The 25,067-nt window shown below is 72.2% G+C and carries 20 protein-coding genes; 17 read left to right on the top strand and 3 right to left on the bottom strand.

The features are described from left to right. Positions 1 to 18 precede the first annotated feature (18 nt). The 9 genes from ABTX18_RS11120 to ABTX18_RS11160 all read left to right on the top strand — a co-directional run bounded on the left by ABTX18_RS11120 (position 19) and on the right by ABTX18_RS11160 (position 11,700). On the top strand, positions 19 to 1,980 hold the full coding sequence (locus tag ABTX18_RS11120; protein ID WP_352122417.1) for an acyl-CoA dehydrogenase family protein: 1,962 nt from the start codon (positions 19 to 21) through the stop codon (positions 1,978 to 1,980). Between the two features lie 162 nt (positions 1,981 to 2,142). After that, positions 2,143 to 3,414, top strand: a complete 1,272-nt coding sequence (gene aroA / locus ABTX18_RS11125; RefSeq protein WP_352122418.1) for a 3-phosphoshikimate 1-carboxyvinyltransferase — start codon at positions 2,143 to 2,145, stop codon at positions 3,412 to 3,414. A gap of 39 nt (positions 3,415 to 3,453) precedes the next feature. Further along, positions 3,454 to 4,221 carry a hypothetical protein gene (locus ABTX18_RS11130; protein ID WP_352122419.1) on the top strand — a complete coding sequence of 256 codons (768 nt, stop codon included), beginning with the start codon at positions 3,454 to 3,456 and terminating at the stop codon, positions 4,219 to 4,221. A gap of 73 nt (positions 4,222 to 4,294) precedes the next feature. Next, a complete protein-coding gene (gene dxr / locus ABTX18_RS11135) occupies positions 4,295 to 5,557 on the top strand; it encodes a 1-deoxy-D-xylulose-5-phosphate reductoisomerase (protein ID WP_352122495.1) in 1,263 nt (420 codons plus the stop codon). Then, positions 5,554 to 6,861 (top strand): M50 family metallopeptidase, encoded by a 1,308-nt coding sequence (locus ABTX18_RS11140; protein WP_352122420.1) that lies wholly within the window; start codon positions 5,554 to 5,556, stop codon positions 6,859 to 6,861. The genes dxr and ABTX18_RS11140 overlap by 4 nt, the downstream gene beginning before the upstream one ends. Positions 6,862 to 7,039: 178 nt before the next feature. Further along, positions 7,040 to 8,194, top strand: a complete 1,155-nt coding sequence (gene ispG, locus ABTX18_RS11145) for a flavodoxin-dependent (E)-4-hydroxy-3-methylbut-2-enyl-diphosphate synthase (RefSeq protein WP_266783521.1) — start codon at positions 7,040 to 7,042, stop codon at positions 8,192 to 8,194. A gap of 191 nt (positions 8,195 to 8,385) precedes the next feature. Next, positions 8,386 to 9,228 (top strand): GNAT family N-acetyltransferase, encoded by an 843-nt coding sequence (locus tag ABTX18_RS11150; protein ID WP_352122496.1) that lies wholly within the window; start codon positions 8,386 to 8,388, stop codon positions 9,226 to 9,228. Between the two features lie 110 nt (positions 9,229 to 9,338). Continuing rightward, on the top strand, positions 9,339 to 9,914 hold the full coding sequence (locus ABTX18_RS11155) for a GNAT family N-acetyltransferase (RefSeq protein WP_352122421.1): 576 nt from the start codon (positions 9,339 to 9,341) through the stop codon (positions 9,912 to 9,914). Positions 9,915 to 9,999: 85 nt separating this feature from the next. After that, the gene (locus ABTX18_RS11160; RefSeq protein ID WP_352122422.1) at positions 10,000 to 11,700 is read left to right on the top strand and encodes a proline--tRNA ligase; all 1,701 of its coding nucleotides are present in this window, start codon (positions 10,000 to 10,002) and stop codon (positions 11,698 to 11,700) included. 65 nt (positions 11,701 to 11,765) lie between these two features. Here the strand turns inward: ABTX18_RS11160 and ABTX18_RS11165 are convergent, their stop codons facing one another. The 3 genes from ABTX18_RS11165 to ABTX18_RS11175 are packed head-to-tail and all read right to left on the bottom strand — an operon-like array spanning position 11,766 to position 13,757. Next, a complete protein-coding gene (locus ABTX18_RS11165) occupies positions 11,766 to 12,680 on the bottom strand; it encodes an aminoglycoside phosphotransferase family protein (RefSeq protein WP_352122423.1) in 915 nt (304 codons plus the stop codon). Between the two features lie 28 nt (positions 12,681 to 12,708). Then, complete coding sequence (locus ABTX18_RS11170; RefSeq protein WP_352122424.1) at positions 12,709 to 13,233, bottom strand: ferritin-like domain-containing protein; 525 nt, start codon at positions 13,231 to 13,233, stop codon at positions 12,709 to 12,711. Further along, positions 13,230 to 13,757, bottom strand: a complete 528-nt coding sequence (locus tag ABTX18_RS11175; RefSeq protein ID WP_352122425.1) for a hypothetical protein — start codon at positions 13,755 to 13,757, stop codon at positions 13,230 to 13,232. Before ABTX18_RS11175 ends, ABTX18_RS11170 begins: the two co-directional genes overlap by 4 nt. A 177-nt stretch (positions 13,758 to 13,934) precedes the next feature. Between ABTX18_RS11175 and rimP the strand changes: the two genes are divergently transcribed. The 8 genes from rimP to ABTX18_RS11215 all read left to right on the top strand — a co-directional run bounded on the left by rimP (position 13,935) and on the right by ABTX18_RS11215 (position 25,031). Then, positions 13,935 to 14,432, top strand: coding sequence for a ribosome maturation factor RimP (rimP, locus tag ABTX18_RS11180; protein WP_352122426.1), 498 nt, complete (start codon positions 13,935 to 13,937; stop codon positions 14,430 to 14,432). A 2-nt stretch (positions 14,433 to 14,434) separates the two neighbouring features. After that, complete coding sequence (nusA, locus tag ABTX18_RS11185; protein WP_136329552.1) at positions 14,435 to 15,475, top strand: transcription termination factor NusA; 1,041 nt, start codon at positions 14,435 to 14,437, stop codon at positions 15,473 to 15,475. A 184-nt stretch (positions 15,476 to 15,659) separates the two neighbouring features. Further along, the gene (locus ABTX18_RS11190) at positions 15,660 to 15,938 is read left to right on the top strand and encodes a YlxR family protein (protein ID WP_176729335.1); all 279 of its coding nucleotides are present in this window, start codon (positions 15,660 to 15,662) and stop codon (positions 15,936 to 15,938) included. Positions 15,939 to 16,101: 163 nt separating this feature from the next. Then, complete coding sequence (infB, locus tag ABTX18_RS11195; RefSeq protein WP_352122427.1) at positions 16,102 to 19,236, top strand: translation initiation factor IF-2; 3,135 nt, start codon at positions 16,102 to 16,104, stop codon at positions 19,234 to 19,236. Between the two features lie 137 nt (positions 19,237 to 19,373). Beyond that, the gene (locus tag ABTX18_RS11200) at positions 19,374 to 19,670 is read left to right on the top strand and encodes a DUF503 domain-containing protein (protein WP_352122428.1); all 297 of its coding nucleotides are present in this window, start codon (positions 19,374 to 19,376) and stop codon (positions 19,668 to 19,670) included. 24 nt (positions 19,671 to 19,694) lie between these two features. Then, on the top strand, positions 19,695 to 20,144 hold the full coding sequence (gene rbfA / locus ABTX18_RS11205; RefSeq protein WP_352122429.1) for a 30S ribosome-binding factor RbfA: 450 nt from the start codon (positions 19,695 to 19,697) through the stop codon (positions 20,142 to 20,144). After that, a complete protein-coding gene (gene truB, locus ABTX18_RS11210) occupies positions 20,141 to 21,037 on the top strand; it encodes a tRNA pseudouridine(55) synthase TruB (RefSeq protein ID WP_352122430.1) in 897 nt (298 codons plus the stop codon). Before rbfA ends, truB begins: the two co-directional genes overlap by 4 nt. Before the next feature lie 202 nt (positions 21,038 to 21,239). Beyond that, entirely contained in the window at positions 21,240 to 25,031 is a 3,792-nt protein-coding gene (locus ABTX18_RS11215) for a trypsin-like peptidase domain-containing protein (RefSeq protein WP_352122431.1), read from the top strand. Positions 25,032 to 25,067 lie beyond the last annotated feature (36 nt).

Genomic DNA, 25,067 nt, shown 5'->3' on the forward strand with positions numbered 1-25,067 from the left:
CGGCGAGGTGAGCTCCTCATGTCCGCACCATCCGCACAACGTCCGTCCGCACAACCGCACACGCCCAAGGTGACCGAGCGCGAAGCGCGACAGGTGGCCGAGGAAGCGCGCGAGCAGGACTGGCGCAAACCCAGTTTCGCCAAGGAACTCTTCCTGGGCCGCTTCCGGCTCGATCTGATCCATCCCCATCCGCTGCCCGCAGCCGAGGACGTCCGGCGCGGCGAGGAGTTCCTCTCCCGACTTCGCGATTTCTGCGAGACCCGGATCGACGGCGCCCTGATCGAGCGCGAGGCCAAGATCCCCGACGAGGTCGTGAACGGCCTCAAGGAACTCGGCGCGCTGGGCATGAAGATCGATGTGAAGTACGGCGGTCTCGGCCTGACGCAGGTGTACTACAACCGCGCCCTCGCCCTGGCCGGCTCCGCCAGTCCGGCGATCGGCGCCCTGCTCTCCGCCCACCAGTCCATCGGTGTGCCGCAGCCCCTGAAGACCTTCGGCAGCCAGGAGCAGAAGGACACCTTCCTGCCCCGGCTCGCCCGTACCGACATCTCGGCGTTCCTCCTGACCGAGCCGGACGTCGGCTCCGACCCGGCGCGGCTCGCCACCTCCGCCGTCCCGGACGGGGACGACTACGTCCTGGACGGCGTGAAGCTCTGGACCACCAACGGGGTCGTCGCCGACCTGCTGGTCGTCATGGCGCGCGTACCGAAGTCGGAAGGGCACAAGGGCGGCATCACGGCCTTCGTCGTCGAGGCCGATTCCCCGGGCATCACCGTGGAACACCGCAACTCCTTCATGGGCCTGCGCGGCCTGGAGAACGGCGTCACCCGCTTCCACCAGGTGCGCGTACCCGCGGCGAACCGCATCGGCCCGGAGGGCGCCGGGCTCAAGATCGCCCTCACCACGCTCAACACGGGCCGGCTCTCGCTGCCGGCGATGTGCGTCGGCTCCGGGAAATGGTGTCTGAAGATCGCCCGTGAATGGTCGGCCGTCCGTGAGCAGTGGGGCCGGCCCGTCGCCCGCCACGAGGCCGTGGGCGCCAAGATCTCCTTCATCGCGGCGACCACCTTCGCCCTCGAAGCCGTGGTCGACCTCTCCTCGCAGATGGCGGACGAGGACCGCAACGACATCCGGATCGAGGCCGCGCTCGCCAAGCTGTACGGCTCCGAGATGGGCTGCCTCATGGCCGACGAGCTGGTCCAGATCCGCGGCGGCCGGGGCTTCGAGACCGCGGACTCCCTCGCCGCCCGGGGTGAGCGGGCCGTCCCCGCCGAGCAGATGCTCCGGGACATGCGGATCAACCGGATCTTCGAGGGCTCGACGGAGATCATGCACCTCCTGATCGCCCGGGAGGCGGTCGACGCCCACCTCAAGGTCGCGGGCGACATCATCGACCCCGACAAGCCGCTCTCCGCCAAGGCCAGGGCGGGGGCGAACGCGGCCGGCTTCTACGCGAAGTGGCTGCCGAAGCTCGTCGCCGGACCGGGACAGCTCCCGGGCACCTACGGGGAGTTCCACCCGTCCGGTCACGCCGACCTGTCCGGTCATCTGCGCTACGTCGAACGGGGCTCCCGCAAGCTGGCCCGTTCGACCTTCTACGCCATGTCCCGCTGGCAGGGCCGGATGGAGACCAAGCAGGGTTTCCTCGGCAGGATCGTCGACATCGGCGCGGAACTCTTCGCCATGAGCGCCGCCTGCGTCCGGGCCGAGCACCTGCGCGCCGAGGGCGACCACGGCCGGGAGGCGTACCAGCTGGCCGACACCTTCTGCCGGCAGTCCCGCATCCGGATCGAGGAGCTCTTCACCCGGCTCTGGTCCAACACCGACGACCTCGACCGGAAGATGGTCGACGGAGTCCTCGCGGGCACGTACACCTGGCTGGAGGAGGGCATCGTCGACCCGAGCGGCGAAGGCCCGTGGATCGCCGACGCCACCCCGGGCCCCTCGACGCGGGAGAACGTGCACCGGCCGATCCGCTGAACCAATGCGCCCGAGGCGGCGGGGCGCGTCCGCACCGGGCGTGCCCCGCCACCGTGTCCGGGGCGCGTCCGCACCGGACGCGCCCCGCCGCCGTGTCCGCGGCGCGTCCACTCGATGGACGTGCCCCGCCGCCGCGTGGCCGGCACGGCAGGATGGCCGTCCGTGACCGTCATCCATGTCCCCGGTTCCAAGTCCGTCACCGCGCGCGCCCTCTTCCTGGCCGCAGCCGCGAACGGCACCAGCACCCTCGTACGCCCCCTCGGCTCGGACGACACCGAAGGCTTCGCCGAGGGGCTCACCGCCCTCGGCTACGCGGTGGAACAGGAGGCCGAGACCTGGCGCATCACCGGCCGCCCGTCCGGACCCGCCGCCACCGAGGCCGACGTCTACTGCCGCGACGGCGCGACCACGGCCCGGTTCCTGCCGACCCTCGCGGCGGCCGGCGCCCGCGGCAGCTACCGCTTCGACGCCTCCGCCCAGATGCGTCGCCGCCCCCTCGCCCCGCTCACCGAGGCGCTGCGCACGCTCGGTGTCGACCTCCGCCACGAGGGTGCAGAGGGCCACCACCCGCTGCGCATCGAGGCCGCCGGCATCAAGGGCGGCGAACTGACCCTGGACGCCGGGCAGTCCAGCCAGTACCTCACCGCGCTGCTGATGCTCGGACCGCTGACGGCGCAGGGGCTCACGATCACCGTCACCGATCTGGTGTCGGCGCCGTACATCGAGATCACCCTCGCGATGATGCGGAGCTTCGGCGTCGAGGTCACCCGCGGCGGCCCCGGCAACGCCGTCTTCACGGTGCCGCCCGGCGGCTACCGCGCCACCACGTACGCCGTCGAGCCCGACGCCTCCACCGCGAGCTACTTCTTCGCCGCGGCGGCGCTGACGGGCGGCGAGGTCACCGTCCCCGGCCTCGGGCAGGGCGCCCTCCAGGGGGATCTGCGGTTCGTCGACGTGCTGCGCCGCATGGGCGCGGAGGTGAACATGACGGCCGACGCCACGACCGTCCGGTCCACCGGTGAACTCCGCGGCCTCACCGTCAACATGCGCGACATCTCCGACACCATGCCCACGCTCGCCGCGATCGCCCCCTTCGCCTCGGGCCCGGTCCGCATCGAGGACGTCGGCAACACCCGGGTCAAGGAGTGCGACCGGCTGGAGGCGTGCGCCCGGAACCTGCGGAACATGGGCATCACCGTCACGACCGGTCCGGACTGGATCGAGGTCCTTCCGGGCAGCCCGAAGCCCACGGACATCGAGACGCACGGCGACCACCGCATCGTCATGTCCTTCGCCGTCACCGGTCTGCGGACGCCCGGCATCACGTACGACGACCCCGGCTGCGTACGCAAGACGTTCCCCCGGTTCCACGAGGTTTTCGCCGGGTTCGCGGAGCTCCTGGAGGGGCGGGCCCCCGCCGGCCCGGGGCGATAGGCTCCCCGGACGCCGGCAGATCAGCGAATGGGGACACGCATGTACGGGGTGAGGGACCAGCGGGGCCGACGGCGCCGGCTGGCGGTCGTCGGGATCACGGCCGCCCTGGCGCTGGGCATGTCCGCCTGTGGCGGTGACGAGGACGGTACGGACGGCGCCGCCTCGGGCGGCAAGAACACCAAGGCGCCGGCCAGGCCCTCCGCGCCCGCGGCACCCGACGAGGCCCGGCTGAAGGCGGCGTCCTTCACCGACGGCGAGAGCGTCGGCGCGTACACCGCCTCCGAGTACGTCCTCGACGGCCCGCTCGGCGACGCGTACACCGCCGTCCCGGACGGCTGCCAGCCGCTCGTCAGCCTCTCCGGCGAGGTCAGCGACCCGGACCCGGCCGCGCAGGTCCAGCGCAAGGTCGACGTCCCGGACGAGATGCTCGGCACCACCGTCGACATCACCCTGCGCAGCTACGCGAACGGCGGCGCGGCCACCGTCATGAAGGCCCTCGACAAGGCCGGCCGGGACTGCGCCGGAGGGTTCACCGAGCAGCGGGCCGTCGCCGCCGCGAAGTACCTGAAGGTCGAACCGGCCAAGGCCCCCGCCTTCGCGGCCGAGGCCGACGAGGCGAAGGCGTACCGCTTCACCATCCTCGATGTGAAGGGGCAGCAGAAGCTGTACGAGTACCTCACCGTCGTCCGCTCCGGCTCCACGACCCTCGCCTTCCGGGCGGAGATCACCTCCACCAAGGACATCGGCGGGGTGCCGCCCGAGGTCATGGCCGCCCAGTGGGCCAAGTTCCGCGCGGCGAAGGGCTGAGGACTCCATGAGCGGACAGCCACGACGCGGCGCGGGGGGCGCGCTGTCCAGGCGCACAGCCGATGCGGTGACAATGGGGGGCATGAGCGACAGCCCCGCCCCCCTCGCCGACCCGCACCTCGTCTTCGACGCCGTGGAAGGCCGCCGGGATCTCGTCATCCTCGGCTCCACCGGGTCCATCGGCACCCAGGCCATCGACCTGGTGCTGCGCAACCCCGACCGCTTCCGCGTCACCGCGCTCTCCGCGGCGGGCGGCCGGGTCGCCCTCCTCGCCGAGCAGGCGCGCCGACTGAGGGTGCACACGGTCGCCGTCGCCTCTCCCGACGCCGTGCCGGCCCTGCGTGAGGCGCTGCGCAAGGAGTACGGAGCGGGGGAGCAGCCTCCCGAGATCCTCGCCGGACCCGACGCCGCCACGCAGTTGGCGGGCAGCGACTGCCACACCGTGCTGAACGGGATCACCGGCTCGATCGGTCTCGCCCCCACCCTGGCCGCGCTGAAGGCGGGCCGCACGCTGGCGCTCGCCAACAAGGAGTCGCTGATCGTCGGCGGCCCCCTGGTCAAGGCGCTCGCGGCCCCCGGCCAGATCATCCCGGTCGACTCCGAACACGCCGCGCTCTTCCAGGCGCTCGCGGCCGGCACGCGCGCCGATGTGCGCAGGCTCGTCGTCACGGCGTCCGGCGGCCCGTTCCGGGGACGCACCAGGAGCGAGCTCGCCGACGTCACACGCGAGCAGGCCCTCAATCACCCGACCTGGGCCATGGGCCCGGTCATCACGGTCAATTCGGCCACGCTCGTCAACAAGGGTCTTGAGGTCATCGAGGCGCACCTCCTCTACGACATCCCCTTCGACCGGATCGAGGTCGTGGTCCACCCCCAGTCGTACGTTCACTCGATGGTGGAGTTCACCGACGGCTCCACCCTCGCCCAGGCCACCCCGCCCGACATGAGCGGGCCGATCGCCATCGGCCTCGGCTGGCCGCAGCGCGTCCCCGACGCGGCGCCCGCCTTCGACTGGACGAAGGCCTCGGCCTGGGAGTTCTTCCCGCTCGACACCGAGGCCTTCCCGTCCGTCGGACTCGCCCGGCACGTGGGAGCGCTGGGCGGCACCGCTCCGGCGGTGTTCAACGCGGCGAACGAGGAGTGCGTGGACGCGTTCCTGGCCGGGCGGCTGGCCTTCAACGGCATCATGGACACGGTCACGGCGGTGGTCTGCGAACACGGAACGCCGCCGGCGGGAACTTCCCTGACGGTCGCGGACGTCCTTGAAGCGGAGGCCTGGGCACGGACCCGGGCCCGTGAACTCTCGGCCAAGGCCACCGCGGAGGCGCGCGCATGAGTATGACGACGATCCTGCTGACGATTCTCGGCATCGCCGTCTTCGCCGTCGGGCTGCTGTTCTCCATCGCCTGGCACGAGCTGGGCCACCTGTCGACCGCGAAGCTCTTCGGCATCCGCGTCCCCCAGTACATGGTCGGTTTCGGCCCGACCGTCTGGTCGCGCAAGAGGGGCGACACGGAGTACGGGATCAAGGCCATCCCCGCCGGCGGCTACATCCGCATGATCGGGATGTTTCCGCCGGGACCGGACGGGAAGCTGGAGGCCCGGTCGACCTCACCGTGGCGCGGCATGATCGAGGACGCCAGATCCGCCGCCTTCGAGGAGCTGGAACCGGGCGACGAGAAGCGTCTCTTCTACACGCGCAAGCCGTGGAAGCGCGTCATCGTCATGTTCGCCGGACCGTTCATGAACCTGATCCTGGCCGTGGCGATCTTCCTCGGCGTGGCCATGACCTTCGGGTTCCAGACCCAGACGACCGATGTCGCGGGCGTCCAGAAGTGCGTGATCTCCCAGAGCGAGAAGCGGGAGACCTGCAAGAAGTCCGACCCGGTCTCGCCCGCGAAGGCGGCGGGCCTGAAGGTGGGCGACAAGATCGTCGCCTTCAACGGCCAGAAGATCGACGAGTGGTCCGTACTCTCCGACAAGATCCGCGACACGATCGGCCCCGCCACCATCACGGTCCGGCGCGACGGGCAGGAGAAGACCCTCCACGCCGTGCTCCAGAAGAACGCCGTGGCGAAGAAGGACTCCCACGGCGAGGTGGTCCCGGGATTCGTGACCGCCGGCTACCTCGGCTTCGCGGCGCGGACGGAGATCGTCCCGCTCTCCTTCGGTGACTCCGTGGTCCGTATGGGCGACATGATCGAGAACGGTGTCGACTCGATCATCGCCCTGCCGTCCAAGATCCCGGCCCTGTGGGACGCGGCCTTCAACGACGGTGAGCGCGCGGACGACTCCCCGGTCGGCGTCATCGGCGCGGCCCGCATCGGCGGCGAGGTGATGAACCTGGACGTGCCGGCGCAGAACCAGGTCGCGATGATGTTGTTCCTGCTCGCCGGTTTCAACCTCTCGCTGTTCCTCTTCAACATGCTGCCGCTGCTGCCGCTCGACGGCGGCCACATCGCGGGGGCCCTCTGGGAGGCGCTGCGCCGGAACACGGCACGTGTCTTCAAGCGCCCCGACCCCGGCCCGTTCGACGTCGCCCGGCTGATGCCGGTCGCCTACGTGGTCGCCGGGGTGTTCATCTGCTTCACCCTGCTCGTCCTGGTCGCCGACGTCGTCAACCCGGTCAAGATCTCCTGACCGGACCGTCCGCGGATGTATCCCGAGTGACGGCGGATGCGCACGATGCGTCCGGGAGCCCCTTTCTGCGGGGGCACTCGGACGCGGTGTGCCTCACCCCGTGCTCGGTGCCGTAACCTCGAAGGCCGGAGCCCGCCGACTTCGGGACCTCGATCCACACCTTGGGGATGCTCAGCGCATGACTGCGATTTCTCTCGGAATGCCCACCGTTCCGACCCAGCTCGCCGTACGGCGGGTCAGCCGCAAGATCCAGGTCGGGTCGGTGGCGGTCGGTGGGGACGCGCCGGTTTCGGTGCAGTCGATGACGACGACGCGTACGTCGGACATCGGCGCGACGCTCCAGCAGATCGCCGAGCTGACCGCCTCGGGCTGTCAGATCGTGCGGGTGGCCTGCCCGACCCAGGACGACGCGGACGCGCTCGCGACGATCGCCTCCAAGTCGCAGATCCCGGTGATCGCCGACATCCACTTCCAGCCGAAGTACGTCTTCGCGGCGATCGACGCGGGCTGCGCGGCGGTACGGGTCAACCCCGGCAACATCAAGCAGTTCGACGACAAGGTCAAGGAGATCGCGCGCGCGGCGAACGACGCCGGGACGCCGATCCGCATCGGCGTGAACGCCGGTTCGCTGGACGCGCGGCTGCTGAAGAAGTACGGCAAGGCCACGCCGGAGGCCCTCGTCGAGTCGGCCCTGTGGGAGGCGTCCCTCTTCGAGGAGCACGGCTTCCGCGACATCAAGATCTCGGTCAAGCACAACGACCCGGTCGTCATGGTCAACGCCTACCGGCAGCTCGCCGCACAGTGCGACTACCCGCTGCACCTGGGCGTGACCGAGGCCGGCCCCGCCTTCCAGGGCACGATCAAGTCGGCCGTCGCCTTCGGCGCCCTGCTCAGCGAGGGCATCGGCGACACGATCCGCGTCTCCCTGTCCGCGCCGCCGGCCGAGGAGGTCAAGGTCGGCCTCCAGATCCTGGAGTCGCTGAACCTGAAGCAGCGACGGCTGGAGATCGTGTCCTGCCCGTCCTGCGGCCGTGCGCAGGTGGACGTGTACAAGCTGGCCGACCAGGTGAGCGCCGGCCTCGACGGCATGGAGGTGCCGCTGCGCGTCGCCGTGATGGGCTGCGTCGTCAACGGCCCCGGCGAGGCGCGCGAGGCCGACCTGGGCGTGGCCTCCGGCAACGGAAAGGGCCAGATCTTCGTCAAGGGCGAGATCATCAAGACGGTGCCCGAGTCGAAGATCGTCGAGACCCTCATCGAGGAAGCCCTCAAGATCGCCGAGCAGATGGAGAAGGACGGCGTCGCCTCCGGCGAGCCCGAGGTCTCCATCAGCTGACCCATGACAACCACGGGCTGACCCATGACAACCACGACAGCGCCCCGCCGGAGAAACCCTCCGCGCGGGGCGCTGCTCGTGAGCGAGGTCACCGGCCTCCGCAGAGCCTGTTCACGGGCACGAGCGGCGTGCCCCAGCCTCTTTGGGTACAGTGCGGAAATCAGCAGACCGCATGGTGAGGCCCCCTCGTGTTGACGCAGACCACCACCCGGGTCCTCGAACCCAGCGACCTCGGCGCCGCCCTCGCGGTGCTGGAGAGCGAACCCGTAGCCAACGCCTTCGTGACCTCCCGGGTCCGGATCGCGGGCCTCGACCCCTGGCGCCTCGGCGGCGAGATGTGGGGCTGGTACGCGGGCGGACAGCTGCGCTCCCTCTGCTACTCGGGAGCCAACCTCGTCCCCATCTGCGCCACCCCCGAGGCCGTCCGGGCCTTCGCCGACCGCGCCCGCAGGGCCGGCCGCCGCTGCTCCTCGATCGTGGGTCCCGCCGAGCCCACCGCCCAGCTGTGGCGGCTCCTCGAACCGGGCTGGGGCCCCGCCCGCGAGGTCCGGGCCAACCAGCCGGTCATGGTCACCGAGAGCCCGTCCGCCGACGTGGCGCCCGACCCGCTCGTCCGCCGCGTCCGCAAGGACGAGATGGACCTCCTCATGCCGGCCTGCGTCGCCATGTTCACCGAAGAGGTCGGCATCTCCCCGCTCGCCGGCGACGGCGGGCTCCTCTACCAGGCCCGCGTCGCCGAACTCATCGCCGCCGGCCGCTCCTTCGCCCGGATCGAGGACGGCAAGGTCGTCTTCAAGGCCGAGATCGGCGCCACCACCGCGCAGGCCTGCCAGATCCAGGGAGTCTGGGTCGCCCCCGAATTCCGCGGCCGCGGCCACTCCGAGACCGGCATGGCCGCCGTCCTGCGGTACGCGCTGGCCGACGTCGCACCGATCGTCAGCCTGTACGTGAACGACTACAACACCCCCGCACGCAAGGCGTACCGCCGCATCGGCTTCCGTGAGACCGGCGCTTTCATGAGCGTGCTGTTCTGAACCCGCGGGAGCGTGCCGCGCCGTGCCCGCACGTGCACGCTTCTCCCGTCCCGCCGCCGGCCCGTCCCGGTCCGTACCCCGCACCCCGTCCCGGACAGTAGGGTCGGTTCATGGCAGCAGCTTCCGGGGAAGGACCCCACACCCCCAGCGTCCGGATCGCACCGATCGATCTCGCCGCACGCGTGGACGAGGCGCTCGCCGTGCAGGCCCTCGCCTTCGGGCTCGGCCCCGAAGAGGTCGAAGTACGCCGCCACATCGTCCTCAGACACCTCGACCACCCCTGCGCACGCGCGCTCGGCGCCGTCGCCCCGGACGGCGGCCTCGTGGGATTCGTCTACGGCATGCCCAACGAACGCGGCCACTGGTGGTCCACCGTCGTCGAGCCCCACCTGCGGGCCACCGGCACGGCGGGCTGGCTCGACGACTCCTTCGTGATCACCGAACTCCACGTCCACCCGGAGTTCCAGAACCGCGGCATCGGCCGCACCCTCATCACCACCATCACCGACGCGGTCGACCAGCCCCGCTCGATCCTCTCCGCCATCGACACGGAGAGCCCGGCACGCGGTCTGTACCGCTCGCTCGGTTACCGGGACCTGGCCCGGCAGGTGCGATTCCCCAGCGCTCCCATGCCGTACGCGGTCATGGGAGCACCACTCCCACTGCTGCGCCGCACCCACGCCTGACGGCAGGTCCGGGCATATCGATTTCCGCCCGCCGGTGCCGCCCGGCTAACCTCGGGCCCATCACCCTTCCGAGCAGGAGTTCATCATGGCCCAGGTCCAGCGCATGTCCCGATTGATGATCAAGACACTGCGCGACGACCCGGCGGACGCCGAGACGCTCAACCACAAGCTCCTCGTCCGCGCCGGGTACGTACGCCGCACCGCGGCCGGCATCTGGTCCTGGCTGCCGCTCGGCAAGAAGGTCCTGGAGAACATCACCCGCGTCGTCCGCGAGGAGATGGACGCCATCGGCGGCCAGGAGGTCCTGCTCCCCGCGCTGCTCCCCAAGGAGGCGTACGAGGCGAGCGGCCGCTACGACGAGTACGGCGACCTGCTGTTCCGGCTCAAGGACCGCAAGGGCGCCGACTACCTCCTCGGACCCACCCACGAGGAGATCTTCACCCAGATCGTCAAGGACATGTGCGCGTCCTACAAGGACCTGCCCGTGATCCTCTACCAGATCCAGACCAAGTACCGCGACGAGGCCCGCCCCCGCGCCGGCGTGCTGCGCGGCCGCGAGTTCCAGATGAAGGACTCGTACTCCTTCGACACCACCGACGAGGGTCTCGCCGAGGCGTACCAGCTGCACCGCGCCGCCTACATCAGGATCTTCGAGCGGCTCGGCCTCGACCACCGCATCGTCTCCGCGGTCTCCGGTGCCATGGGCGGCTCGGCGTCCGAAGAGTTCCTGGCCCCCGCGCCCGCCGGTGAGGACACCTTCGTCGACTGTCCCAACTGCGACTACGCCGCCAACACCGAGGCCGTGACCTACAAGGCCACCCCGGTCGACGGCTCGGCGACCGCCCCCGTCGAGGAGCTCGACACCCCCGACACCCCGACCATCGAGACGCTCGCCGCCCACCTCGGCGTCCCGGCCTCCGCGACGCTCAAGAACCTGCTGGTCAAGGTCGACGGCGAGATCGTGGCCGTGGGCGTGCCCGGCGACCGCGAGGTCGACCTCGGCAAGCTCGGCGAGCACCTGGCCCCGGCCGTCGTCGAGCTCGTCACCGCCGAGGACTTCGTGGGCCGCCCCGACCTGGTCCGCGGCTACGTCGGCCCGCAGGGACTGGAGAAGGTCCGCTACATCGCCGACCCGCGCGTCGCCGCCGGCACCTCCTGGATCACGGGTGCCAACACGGAGGGCAAGCACGCGAGGAACGTCGTGGCGGGCCGCGACTTCGAGGTCGACGACTACCTCGACGTCGTCGTCGTCGAGGCGGGGGACCCCTGCCCGAAGTGCGGCGCCGGCCTCCAGGTGGACCGGGCCATCGAGATCGGTCACATCTTCCAGCTCGGCCGCAAGTACGCCGACATCTTCTCCCTCGACGTCCTCGGCCAGCAGGGCAAGCCCGTCCGCGTCACGATGGGCTCGTACGGCATCGGCGTCTCCCGCGCCGTGGCCGCCCTCGCCGAGCAGACCGCCGACGACAAGGGCCTGTGCTGGCCCCGCGAGATCGCCCCGGCCGACGTGCACGTCGTCGCCGCGGGCAAGGCGCTCCAGACCGAACTCGCCCTCGACGTCTCCGAGAAGCTGAACGCCGCCGGCCTGCGCGTTCTGGTCGACGACCGCCCGGGTATCTCGCCCGGCGTCAAGTTCACCGACTCCGAGCTCATCGGCGTCCCGAAGATCCTGGTCGCGGGCCGCCGCTCGGCCGAAGGCGTCCTGGAGCTGAAGGACCGGCGCACCGGTGAGCGCGAGGAGCTCACGGTCGACGAGGCGATCGCCCGCCTGACCGCCCAGGACTGATACCCCGTCATACGCCGAGGGGCCCGCACGGACGCGTTCCGTGCGGGCCCTTCGGCGTACGTGCCTCAGAGCCAGCCCGCGAACTCCAGCGTCACTTCGCCCTCCTGGCGGCGGCCCGCCGCCAGCGCCCGGGTGCCGGACTCCACCGCGCGGAACAGCGTCCAGCCGTGCAGCCGTTCACGGTCCACGTCCAGCGCCTCCGCGAGCCTCTTGATCCTGCGTCGGGCGGTCATGGCGCCACCGGGCGAGGCGATCAGGTCCTCGACCCGGTCCCGCACCAGCCGCGCCAGATCGTAGGCCCGCTCGCCGACCACCGGCTCGGGGCCGACCGTGAGCCAGGGCGCGCGTTCGCCCGAGAGCACCTTGCTCTGGCGGAAGTTGCCGTGCAGCAGCAGGGTCTCGGGGGAGTGGGCGACCAGTTCCTCACGGGCCGCCAGGGCCGCCGAGACCAGGGGCTCCAGCACCGGATCGGCCTCCGCCGACGCCCGCATGGCCTCCAGGCGCAGCCCGGTCCGTCCGGCGACCGTCTCGAAGGAGTGCCCCGCCGGCGGGTCGACCCACAGCCGCCGCACCGTCCCGGCAGCCTCCAGCAGCGCCTTCGCCTCCGGGAGCGAGCGCAGCGACACCTCGGGGTGCAGTCGCTCCAGCAGCAGGGCGCCCCCCGCCTCGGAGACGGACGGGATCAGCTTCACCGCACCCCAGCCGTTCCAGTGCGCCAGCGCGGCCCTCTCCAGCTCCGGGGCCGCCCCGGCGGGGGCGAGCTTCAGCGCTCCCGGAGTGCCGTCGGCGTCGCGTACCAGCAGGACCAGGCTGCTGCGCCCGCCCGGGGCGGCGACCCGTTCCACGGTCGTCCCCCGCCCGATCGCGGCCAGCGCCTGCTCGGTCAGCCCGACAAGCCCCGCGAGCCAGTCCCCGGCGGCCGTATCCCCGTACGACTCGCCGAGCGCTCGCACCAGACGCTGAGGCGGTTCAAAACCCATACGTGCCGTGTTCCCTTTCAGAGCCTGCTCAGTGCGCCGGGCCGGCCGGCCCGGCGTCGGGCCCCGCTTCCGCGCCGGCCTCCGCCGCCTTGTCCCCCGGACCGGTCCCGTCCGTGCGGGAGCCGTCCGCGGCCCGCTCTGCGAGCCCGGGAAAGGGTACGCCGCTGCCGCGCCAGCGGACCGCGCGCACCGCGGCCTCCCGCAGCGCGTCCGCCGCCGACCGCCGCAGCGGGCCCTCACAGGCCCGCACGAGGTCGGAGTAGACATCGGCGACCCGCTCCTCCAGCACGGCGGCCAGGCGCACGGCCGAGGCCGCGTCCGGCACCGCGAACGGCAGTGCGTACGCGGGGCCCGCCGCCACCGGCTCACCGCCCAGGTCGCGCACCGTACGCACCAGGGCGTCGCGCCGGGCGCGGTGGGCGTGGTGCGCGGCGGTGGCCTCGGCGCGGCGGTCAGCCGCGACGCGGGCGCCCGCCACTCCGTACCCGTACACAGCCGCGTGTTCGGCGGCCAGGGCCGCCTGCGCGGCCTCCAGCGTCCCGTCCTCGCTCATGCCTTCGTCTCCTTGGCCAGCGCGGTCAGCAGATAGGCGTGCGCCGAGGCCGCCGCCGCGACCGACGCGAGCAGCCGGGCGAGCTCCGGCGGAGCCTTCATCAGGGCCTCGGTGTGCGAGGCGGCGGCGCGGCGTTCCGCGGCGGCCAGCTCACTGACCGCCGCCCCGGCCCCGCCGCTGCCGGGCCGCGTCCGGACGAGACCGAGCGCGTCGCCCGGGCCGAGGGCCGTGATGTGGGCGCGCACCGCGTCCCGCAGTGGGGTGAGTCCGGCCGCGGTCTGCGGATGGGCCGCGACCACCGCCTCGTACTGGGCGAGCAGCGAGGTGCTCACGGAGCGGGCCGCCGACCGCAAGGACGACTCCGCGGAGGAACGGTCCGCCGCGGTCCGGGCGCCGGGCCGTGCGGACTGCTCGGGCCCGGCGCGCCCGTCATCGTCGACGCCGCAGCCGGCCAGCACCGCCCCCATGGCGATCGCTCCCGTCGCGGTCAGCGCTCCCCTGCGCGTCGTCCCCGTGCGCCGCACTTGTTCTCCTTCGGGCCTGGACCTGTCTTGACTGGATCTGTCCGGAAGTGATCACTGTTGGTGAGCGTACTCGCGCCCCGAGGGCCGGCGGACAGCAACACCCCCTGGGACCGGATACCCTTTGACCAGACACGCGACGAACCCCACAACAGCACACGCGGCCGAGGAGTCACCCGGATGAGCACCACCCAGAGCGAGAGGCTGCGCGGGCTGGTAGAACCGCTCGTCAGCGCGGAGCAGCTGGATCTGGAAGAGATCGAAGTGTCCCGGGCCGGCCGCCGCCGCGTACTGCGGATCATCGTGGACTCCGAAGAGGGCGTGGAGCTCGACGCCTGCGCGGATCTGAGCCGCGCGATCTCCGAGAAGCTCGACGAGACCGACGTGATGGGCGAGGACGAGTACGTCCTCGAGGTCAGCTCTCCCGGTGCCGACCGCCCGCTGACGGAGCACCGCCACTACGTACGCGCCACGGGCCGCCTGGCCCGGCTGACCCCGGTCGAGGGCGACGAACTGGTGGCCCGCATCCTCGCGGTCGACGAAGAAGGCCTCGATCTCGAGGTGCCGGGCGTCAAGGGCCGCAAGCCCACGTCCCGCCGGATCGCCTTCACCGAGATCGCCAAGGCGCGCGTGGAGTTGGAATTCAACCGCAAGGACAAGAAGGAAGAGGAGGCGTAGCCGTGGACATCGATGTGAAGCTTCTGAAGGGCTTGGCGCAGGACAAGGAGATTCCGTTCGACGTGCTCGTCGGGGCGATCGAGTCGGCCCTCCTCATCGCGTACCACCGCACGGACGGCAGCTACCGCAAGGCCCGTGTGGAGCTGGACGAGCGCGGCCATGTGACCGTGTGGGCCAAGGAGGACCCGGCCGACCTCGAGGAGGGCCAGGAGCCCAAGGAGTTCGACGACACCCCGTCGGGCTTCGGCCGGATCGCCGCGACCACCGCCAAGCAGGTCATCCTGCAGCGGCTGCGCGACGCCGAGGACGACCGGACGTTCGGCGAGTACGCGGGCCACGAGGGCGATGTCGTGACCGGCGTCGTCCAGCAGGGCAAGGACCCGAAGAACGTCCTGGTCGACATCGGCAAGCTCGAAGCCATCCTGCCGGTGCAGGAGCAAGTGCCGGGCGAGGAGTACACCCACGGTCTGCGGCTGCGCACCTATGTCGTACGGGTCGCCAAGGGCGTCCGCGGTCCGTCCGTGACGCTGTCGCGGACCCACCCGAACCTCGTGAAGAAGCTCTTCGCGCTGGAGGTCCCGGAGATCGCCGACGGATCCGTCGAGATCTGCGCGATCGCCCGCGAGGCCGGCCACCGTTCCAAGATCGCCGTCCGCTCCACCCGCTCGGGCCTGAACGCCAAGGGCGCCTGCATCGGCCCGATGGGCGGACGTGTGCGCAATGTCATGGCCGAGCTGCACGGCGAGAAGATCGACATCGTGGACTGGTCGGACGACCCGGCCGAGATGGTCGCCAACGCGCTGTCGCCCGCACGGGTGAGTGAGGTCGAGGTCGTTGACCTCGGCGCGCGCTCGGCCCGGGTCACCGTGCCGGACTACCAGCTGTCGCTGGCGATCGGCAAGGAGGGGCAGAACGCCCGTCTCGCCGCCCGCCTGACCGGCTGGCGCATCGACATCCGCCCGGACACCGAGACCGACGCCGAGCGCGACGTCGCGGACCGCGAGCGGGCCGAGCGGGCCCGGGAGCGCTCCGAGCGACGCTGACCCGCGACGGCCCCGGACGGGCCTGCCCGGACCGGACCGACAGAGCGCGGTCCGGGCAGGTCCGACCGGTGGCCGACAGGGCGGCAGGGAATAGATCTCGTCGCCACGCCGCTGAGATCACGACAACATCCGTTCGATTTTTGCCCCAAAGGGGTGAGGTCGGTGCGGGGAGGTAGACTTAAACGTGTCTGGCCGGACGCACGCTCGCGCTTGCCCCGAACGAACCTGTGTGGGATGCCGGGAGCGAGCGGCCAAGAGCGAGTTGCTGCGCATCGTGGTGGACGGGGATGCATGCGTCCCCGATCCTCGCGGTACGCTGCCCGGCCGGGGTGCCTATGTACACCCCGTCTCCGTCTGTCTGGACCTGGCGGTTCGCCGCCGGGCCTTCCCCCGGGCCTTCAAGGCCAAGGGGCCGTTCGACCCCGCTGCGGTGCAGCGGTTCGTCGAGCGGGTGACACCGTAAGAAGTGACACCGTAAGAAATTGAACGGCACGGGTCCCCGTGCGGTCAGGTACCTCGCGAGTTGGAAGTAGGTCGAGATTGCGATGAGCACTCGATGAGTACGCGATGAGTACGCCCATGAAGTAGCGACGGTCCGGCGGTAACCCGGACCTAAAAGGAGCGAAGTGGCTAAGGTCCGGGTATACGAACTCGCCAAGGAGTTCGGAGTGGAGAGCAAGGTCGTCATGGCCAAGCTCCAAGAACTCGGTGAATTCGTACGTTCGGCGTCCTCGACGATCGAGGCGCCGGTTGTACGCAAGTTGACTGACGCACTGCAGGGGCCCGGCGGCAACGCCGGCAAGTCCGCTGCAAAGCCTGGCGCGCCCCGTAAGGCCGCCCCGGCAAAGCCCGCGGCGCCCTCCCCGGCCGCTGCGGCACGTCCCGCTGCCCCGAAGCCCGGCGTCCCGGCCCCCAAGCCGGCCGCCGCCGAGGCCCCGAGCAGCGCCCCCGCAGCACCTTCCGCACCGTCTGCGGGCCCGCGTCCGGGCCCCAAGCCGGCGCCGAAGGCCGCTCCGGTCACCCCGGTCCCCGCAGCCGAGTTCTCGGCTCCGGCTCCGGCCCAGCCGGCAGCACCGCAGCAGCAGGCCCCGCGTCCCGCGGGTGCCACCCCGGGTCCCCGTCCCGCCACCCGCCCGGCTCCGGCCGGCGGTCAGCGCGATGGCGGCCGCGACGGTGGACAGCGTGACGGCGCCCGTGGTGGAGAGCGTGGCGCCGAGCGCCCCGCCCGCCCCGCAGGCCAGGGCGCAGCGCGCCCCGGCGGCGCCCGTCCGGCCGGTCCCCGTCCGGGTAACAACCCCTTCACCTCCGGTGGCTCGACGGGCATGGCCCGTCCGCAGTCGCCCCGTCCCGGCGGCGCCCCGCGCCCCGGTGGCGGCTCGGAGCGCCCCGGCGCCCCGCGTCCGCAGGGCGGCCCCGGCGGCGCCCCGCGCCCGCAGGGTCAGGGTCAGGGCGGCGCACGTCCGTCTCCCGGCGGCATGCCGCGCCCGCAGTCCCCTCGTCCCGGCGGCGCCCCCGGCGCCGGCGGTAACCGTCCGAACCCGGGCATGATGCCGCAGCGTCCCGCTGCCGGCCCGCGTCCCGGTGGTGGCCCCGGCGGTGGCCGTGGTCCCGGTGGCGGCGGCGGTCGTCCCGGCGGCGGTGGCGGCGCAGGCCGTCCCGCGGGCGGCGGCTTCGCAGGCCGTCCGGCCGGTCCCGGTGGCGGCGGCGGCGGTTTCGCCGGTCGTCCCGGTGGCGGCGGTGGCGGTGGCGGCGCAGGCCGTCCCGGTGGTGGCGGCGGCTTCGGCGGTCGTCCCGGCTTCGGTGGACGTCCCGGCGGCCCCGGTGGCCGTGGTGGCACGCAGGGCGCCTTCGGCCGCCCCGGCGGTCCCGCGCGTCGTGGCCGCAAGTCGAAGCGGCAGAGGCGCCAGGAGTACGAGGCCATGCAGGCCCCGTCGGTGGGCGGCGTCATGCTGCCTCGCGGCAACGGACAGGCCGTCCGGCTGTCGCGCGGTGCCTCCCTCACCGATTTCGCCGAGAAGATCAACGCCAACCCGGCGTCGCTCGTCGGCGTGATGATGAACCTCGGCGAGATGGTCACTGCCACGCAGTCCGTCTCCGACGAGACGCTGAAGCTCCTCGCGGACGAGATGAACTTCGTCCTGGAGATCGTCAGCCCGGAGGAGGAGGACCGCGAGCTGCTCGAGTCCTTCGACATCGAGTTCGGCGAGGACGAGGGCGGCGAAGAGGCCCTGGTCTCCCGTCCGCCGGTCGTGACCGTCATGGGTCACGTCGACCACGGTAAGACCCGACTGCTGGACGCGATCCGCAAGACGAACGTCATTGCGGGCGAGGCCGGCGGCATCACGCAGCACATCGGTGCGTACCAGGTCGGCGCCGAGGTCAACGGCGAGGACCGCCGTATCACCTTCATCGACACCCCGGGTCACGAGGCGTTCACCGCCATGCGTGCACGTGGTGCGAAGTCCACCGACATCGCGATCCTCGTGGTGGCGGCGAACGACGGTGTGATGCCCCAGACGATCGAGGCGCTGAACCACGCCAAGGCGGCCGACGTGCCGATCGTGGTCGCGGTCAACAAGATCGACGTCGAGGGTGCGGACCCGACCAAGGTGCGCGGTCAGCTCACCGAGTTCGGTCTGGTGGCCGAGGAGTACGGCGGCGACACGATGTTCGTCGACATCTCCGCCAAGCAGGGCCTCAACATCGAGGCTCTTCTGGAGGCCGTCGTCCTCACCGCCGACGCCTCGCTCGACCTGCGGGCCAACCCGGAGCAGGACGCGCAGGGTATTGCGATCGAGTCCCACCTCGACCGCGGCCGCGGTGCCGTCGCGACCGTCCTCGTCCAGCGAGGCACGCTGCGCGTCGGCGACACGATGGTCGTGGGCGACGCCTACGGCCGAGTGCGCGCCATGCTCGACGACAAGGGCGAGAACGTCGAGGAAGCGGGTCCCTCGACCCCCGTCCTCGTGCTGGGTCTCACCAACGTCCCGGGTGCCGGCGACAACTTCCTGGTCGTCGACGAGGACCGTACGGCCCGTCAGATCGCCGAGAAGCGTGCCGCTCGTGAGCGCAACGCCAACTTCGCCCGCAAGGGTGTCCGGTTCTCCCTGGAGAACCTGGACGAGGCGCTCAAGGCCGGTCTGGTCCAGGAGCTCAACCTCATCATCAAGGGCGACGCGTCCGGTTCGGTGGAGGCTCTCGAGTCCTCGCTGCTCCAGCTCGACGTCGGTGAAGAGGTCGACATCCGGGTCCTGCACCGCGGTGTGGGTGCGGTCACCGAGTCGGACATCGACCTGGCGACCGGCTCCGACGCCATCGTGATCGGCTTCAACGTGCGCGCCGCAGGGCGTGCCGCGCAGATGGCCGACCGCGAAGGTGTGGACGTCCGGTACTACTCGGTCATCTACCAGGCGATCGAAGAGATCGAAGCGGCCCTCAAGGGCATGCTCAAGCCGGAGTACGAAGAGGTCGAGCTCGGTACGGCGGAGATCCGCGAGATCTTCCGCTCGTCCAAGCTGGGCAACATCGCCGGTGTGCTGGTCCGGTCCGGCGAGGTCAAGCGCAACACCAAGGCGCGCCTGCTGCGCGATGGCAAGGTCATCGCGGAGAACCTCAACATCTCCGGTCTGCGCCGCTTCAAGGACGACGTCACCGAGATCCGCGAAGGCTTCGAGGGCGGTATCAACCTCGGAAACTTCAACGACATCAAGATCGACGACGTCATCGCGACGTACGAGATGCGCGAGAAGCCGCGAGGCTGACCCGTACCTCAACAGTCGGGGCCGGTCGACGGGACATATATCCGTCGATCGGCCCCGGCCGTTCCGTGTACGGTTCTTGTGTCCCTGCCAATCACCGGCGGGGCGCGAACCCGAACCGGCGGGACATCCGGACACACATGTATGTGGGGACACTGTCCTTCGATCTGCTTCTCGGCGACGTACGGTCGCTGAAGGAGAAGCGTTCCATCGTCCGTCCGATCGTTGCCGAGCTCCAGCGCAAGTACGCGGTGAGCGTGGCGGAGACGGGCGGGCAGGACCTCCATCGCAGGGCCGAGATCGGCCTCGCCGTGGTCTCCGGGGAAACCCGGCACCTCACAGACGTGCTCGACCGGTGCGAGCGGTTGGTCGCCGGCCGGCCCGAGGTGGAACTGCTGTCCGTACGACGGCGGCTGCACAGCGACGAAGACGATTGAGCAAGGGTAGAAGGAGACGGACCAGTGGCCGACAACGCGCGGGCTAAGAAGCTGGCGGACCTCATTCAGGAGGTGGTCGCCGAGAAACTGCAGCGTGGAATCAAGGACCCGCGCCTGGGTACGCACGTGACCATCACGGACACCCGCGTCACCGGCGACCTGCGGGAGGCCACGGTCTTCTACACGGTCTACGGCGACGACGAGGACCGGGCGAGCGCGGCGGCCGGCCTGGAGAGCGCCAAGGGCATCCTGCGCTCCGCGGTCGGCTCGGCGGCGGGGACGAAGTTCACCCCCACCCTCGCCTTCGTGGCGGACGCGCTGCCCGAGAACGCCAAGGCGATCGAGGACCTCCTCAACCGGGCGCGTGCCTCGGACGCCAAGGTGCGCGAGGCGTCCTCGGGCGCCACGTACGCCGGCGACGCGGACCCGTACCGCAAGCCGGAGGACGAGGACGAGGACTCACCTTCCGCATGACGCAGAACAAAACGCCGGACGGCCTTGTCATTGTCGACAAGCCGTCCGGCTTCACTTCGCACGACGTCGTCGCCAAGATGCGCGGCATCGCCCGCACCCGCCGCGTCGGCCATGCCGGCACGCTGGACCCGATGGCGACGGGTGTGCTCGTGCTCGGCGTCGAGAAGGCCACCAAGCTCCTCGGCCACCTCGCACTGACCGAGAAGGAGTACCTCGGTACGATCCGGCTCGGCCAGGACACCGTCACGGACGACGCGGAGGGCGAGATCACCTCGTCCACGGACGCCTCCGGCGTGACGCGCGAGGGCATCGACGCGGGCGTCGCCGCTCTGACCGGCGCCATCATGCAGGTGCCGTCCAAGGTCAGCGCCATCAAGATCGACGGCAAGAGATCCTATGCGCGGGTCCGGGGCGGCGAGGAGTTCGAGATCCCGGCCCGTCCGGTGACCATCTCGTCCTTCCAGGTCTACGACGTCCGTCCCGCCGTCGCCGAGGACGGCACCCCGGTGGTCGACCTCGTCGTCTCGGTGGTCTGCTCCTCCGGTACGTACATCCGGGCCATCGCGCGCGACCTCGGCGCCGGGCTCGGCGTGGGCGGCCACCTCACCGCTCTGCGGCGTACCCGCGTCGGTCCGTACGGCATCGATGCCGCGCGGACGCTCGACCAGCACCAGGAGGAGCTCGTCGTCATGCCGGTGGCCGAGGCCGCCGACTCGGCGTTCCCCCGCTGGGACGTCGACGAGAGGCGGGCCAAGCTGCTGCTCAACGGCGTGCGGCTCGACATGCCCGCGTACCCGCCGGGTCCGGTCGCGGTCTTCGGGCCCGACGGGCGGTTCCTGGTCCTCGTCGAGGAGCAGAAGGGCAAGGCCAAGAGCCTCGCCGTCTTCGCCTGACCTTCCGGGTGCCTTCGGCTGGCCCCTCGTGGAGCGGGCAGTGCCCCCAGTGCCCGCTCCACGACCCCCCACCGGATTCTGTCCGGCGAACGCCCCCGATTCACCCCAACGTGCAGGCGCTCGGAGTGAACCGGGGTGCGAACGGGGGCGCTTTCACCCTGATCGCTTCTCGTGTCGATCACCACGGGCCTAACGTCGGATCATGGGATGCGGGGACCGGGCGACGCTGGTACGACTGTGCGATCCGGCGGGCCGGCCGCGGGGGACGGGCTTCGTCGCGGACGACCGGGGCACGGTCGTGACCAGCCACGAGGCGGTCGCCGGACTCCCGCACCTCCTCCTGCACGGCGTCGGCGGCCGCACCTGCCGCGTCGATGCCTCCGACCTCACCGCCCTGCCGGAACTCGGCCTCGCGCTCCTGCCCACCGGCGGCCCCGAGGCGCTCGGCGTGCCGCCCCTGCCGATCGCCCCGCGCGAGCGGATCGACGCCGGTACGTATGTGTCGATCGCCGCCCACGGCTGGCGCGAAGCGCGCGTGCTCGGCGCGACCTCGGCTACGTACACAGCCGACGGCCGCACCCACACGATCGGCCGGGCGCTGGAACTGGCCCTCGGCACGGACGGCCGCGACGCGCTCCGGCTCGGAGGCACGGCCGTCGGCGGGCCCGTGCTCGACCCCGACAGCGGCGCCGTCATCGCGGTCCTGGGCACCGCCCTGCGCACCCCGCACGCCGCCGCCGGATGCGCGGTGCCCCTGGCCGGCCCGGACCGGGACGGCGCACTGGGCGCGCTGCTGCGGCGCAACGCGCGCGGGGTGCCGGGATACGGGATCGATCTCAACGTGGCGGGGGCGCTCCAGCTCACCGCCATGTCGGCCGGCTTCGCGGAAGGACCGGGCGCGGGGCGTGATCCGGTGGAACGACCTGATGTGGCCGCGGAGTTCGACGCGTTCGCGACGGCCGGCTCCGCGGTGATGCTCGGGCTGGTCGGAGCGCCTGGCACCGGCCGGACCACCGAGCTCGCCGCGTTCGCCGCCCGCCGGGCCAGGGGGCCGGTGCCCGCACTCACCCTGTGGCTCCGGGGCGCCGATCTGCTGGCCGACGACGCCTCGGTCGCCGACGCGATCGCCCGCACGCTCCGGCAGGCCGGGCGCATCGTCACCGCCGCCGGGGCCGCGGGCGACATGGCGACCGCCACCCCCGAACGGGTGGCCCGGCTGGCCGCGGACGGCGGCAGCCCGCTGCTCGTCCTGCTGGACGGCCCCGAGGAGATGCCGCCCGTCCTGGCCCACCGGCTGGCCCGGTGGACAGCGGGCACGGTCGACTGGCTGCGGGAACACGGGGCACGGCTCGTCGTCGCCTGCCGGCCCGAGCACTGGAAGACGGCGGGCGCGCTCTGTGTGCCCGGCGCGCTGCACCGCCCCGCCCGTCCCGCCAGGCGGCTCCCGCCGGCCGTACGCATCGGCGACCTGACCGTGGGCCAGGCCGAACGGGCCCGGGAGCGGTACGGCCTCCCGCCCGACGCGCTCGCCGCCGGCCACGACCGGCATCCGCTCACCCTTCGGCTGCTCGCCGACGTGCGCGAGGCCCTGCCGGCGGACACCCCGGGCCGGCCCGGCACGGAAGAGGTCTTCGGCGCCCATCTGGACCTCATGTGCCTGCGCATCGCGGTCCGGATCGCCGCCCAGTGGCGTCCCGCGCCGCACGGCACGGCGGTGCGGCGGCTGGCGGCGCGGGTGGCGGGCCAGGCCCATGAGGCGGCCCGGCGCTGCCTGGGGCCGGGGCAGGGAGAGCTGGACCGGGCCGCGTTCGAGGAGATCTTCCCGTGGCGCACGGGCTGGGCGTCCGCGGTGCTGACGGAGGGCCTGCTGGTGCCGGCGGGGGCCGGATACCGGTTCGCACACGAGGAGCTGGGGGACTGGGTCCAGGGGGCGCATCTGGATCTGGACGCGGCACTGCGGGCGCTGGTGCACCGGTGGCATGCGGAGACGGGGGCGGTTGCGGTTGCCGGGGAGCGCGGTAACCGGGTGCCGCAGCCGCGCCGACCGGGTGGGCAGGCCGCACGCGAGGCGCCGGAAGAGGAGGCGCCCCCGGCAAAGGCGCCCGCGCCGGAGCAGCCGCACCGGCTTCCCGTGCCGCGCCACCGGATCGGCCCGGTGATCGAGGCACTCCTCCTCCTGGGCCGCCGCCAGGGCCCGGCCGTGCTGGCCCACCGGCTGGCCGACCTGATCGACGCACTGGACCGGCTGTCCGCGGGGGAGCGCGAGGGCGCGGCGACGCCCGCCGAGTCCCCCAAGCCTCGGGAAACGGCCCCCGACCGCGCCCTGCCCCTCCCCGACGCGCGCTGGTGGGCCGGGCACCTGCTGTCCGAGACGATGCTGCGGGTCCCTGACGCCCGGCCCTACCTCGGGGTGCTCCGGCTGCTCGCCGGGCGCATCGTCCGGAATGCGGCCGACGGAGGCGGATCCGGGGCGTGGGGCGCGTACGCCGAGTTCGGGCCGTGGTTCTGGCGGCGGCTGCGGCTGCCCGAGGCGGACCGGATGGATCTGTTCCGGCGTCTCGTCCCCGCCGACGGGCCCCCGCGCTCCGAAACCGCCGAGGAAACCGCCGGCGAAACCGATCCTGCAACCCACGCGGCAACCCACGCCGAAGCCGCCGGCGACCGGGACGGCGGGCGATTCCTGGACGCCGTCGCCCGGCGGCTCGCCGCCCAGCCGCGGACGATCCAGCCGCTCCTGTGCGCCTGGTTCACCGACGAGCGCCCGCTCGCAGCCGAGCCGGACGTGATCCCGCGCCCGACCGTGGCGGCGGCCGCGCAGGCGCTCCTCCACGCCCGTCGCGACCTCGCCGTGGACGAACTGACCGACGCGCTCGTCTCGTCCGGCCACCCCCGCGCCGACGAGCTGCTCGCCGCGCTGGCCGAGGACGAACCGGCCGCGCTCTGCCGGGCCGTCGAACGCTGGTCACGCGACGACGACCGCCGCGCCCGCCGGATCGCGGCGGCCTCCTACGGAGCGCTCGTGGCCGGGCACCTGACCCGGGACACGGAGCGCGCCCTGCTGCGCCGCGCCGCCCTCGCCCTGCTGGCCCGCCCCGCGGACACCGATCTGCACGGCCCCGCGCTCGCCCTGCTCGTGGCCGACCCGCAGACCCGGGACCGCTATCTGCCGCAAGCCCTTCGGGCCTTCGCCGCGGACGGGCCGAAGATCGACGCCGCCGCGCTCGCCGTCGCCCTGCCGACCCATCCGGAGGAGGTGCTGGCCGCCTACCGGGAACGGCTCGTGCGGCCCGGGGACGGCGCGGGCGAGGTGCTGCGCGCGCTCGCCGGGATCGATGCTCCCGCGCTGGCCCTGCACGCCGCCGGACTCGTACGCGCCTATGCCGGCAGTCACCCGGGCGACACCTCGCACACCGCCGCGTACCTGGAGCGCAGGCTGGAGCACGGGCCGGCCGCACGGGCCCTGCTGCTTCCCCTGCTGACCGGACTGCTCAGGGACCGCCCGGCGGCCGCACCGGTCCGGGGCTCGCTCGCCGGGGTGCTGGCCTCGCCCGGCAGCCCCGCCTCCCAGCCACTGCGGGACACCTTGCTGGAGGTGCTGCTCGACTTCGAGCAGGGCGGCGGGCACCGGGACCCGGTGGTGCTGGAGGCGCTGCTGCGCGCCGCCGCGACCGGCTGCGCGACGCGGTCACCGGCCCGCACCCGGGCCCTGGTGCACCGCACCGGGATGCTGCTGGTCCGCACCCCCGAGGGGGCAGCTCTGTTCGACCGCCTGCTGGTCGCGCTCGCCCGGGCCGTACCCGGGTTCGGCGCCCTGGTCATCGGGTGGCTGGCCGATGCCCCGCAGGAGTGGGCGGCGGTCGTCGGCCCCGGCGCGCGGCGGACGGTGGAGGCCCTGGAGGGCGTCCCGCCCGTCGACGAGGGGCCCCCGGGAGCCCCGATGACCATGCCGATGCAGGCCGCAGGGCGTGAGCATGGCAGTCTTAGACCTGCGTAAGAGACACACCCACGTACACAGGTTCGGGCGAGGAGC

The sequence above is a fragment of the Streptomyces sp. NPDC096323 genome, assembly GCF_040302845.1.
Taxonomy (GTDB): Bacteria; Actinomycetota; Actinomycetes; order Streptomycetales; family Streptomycetaceae; genus Streptomyces.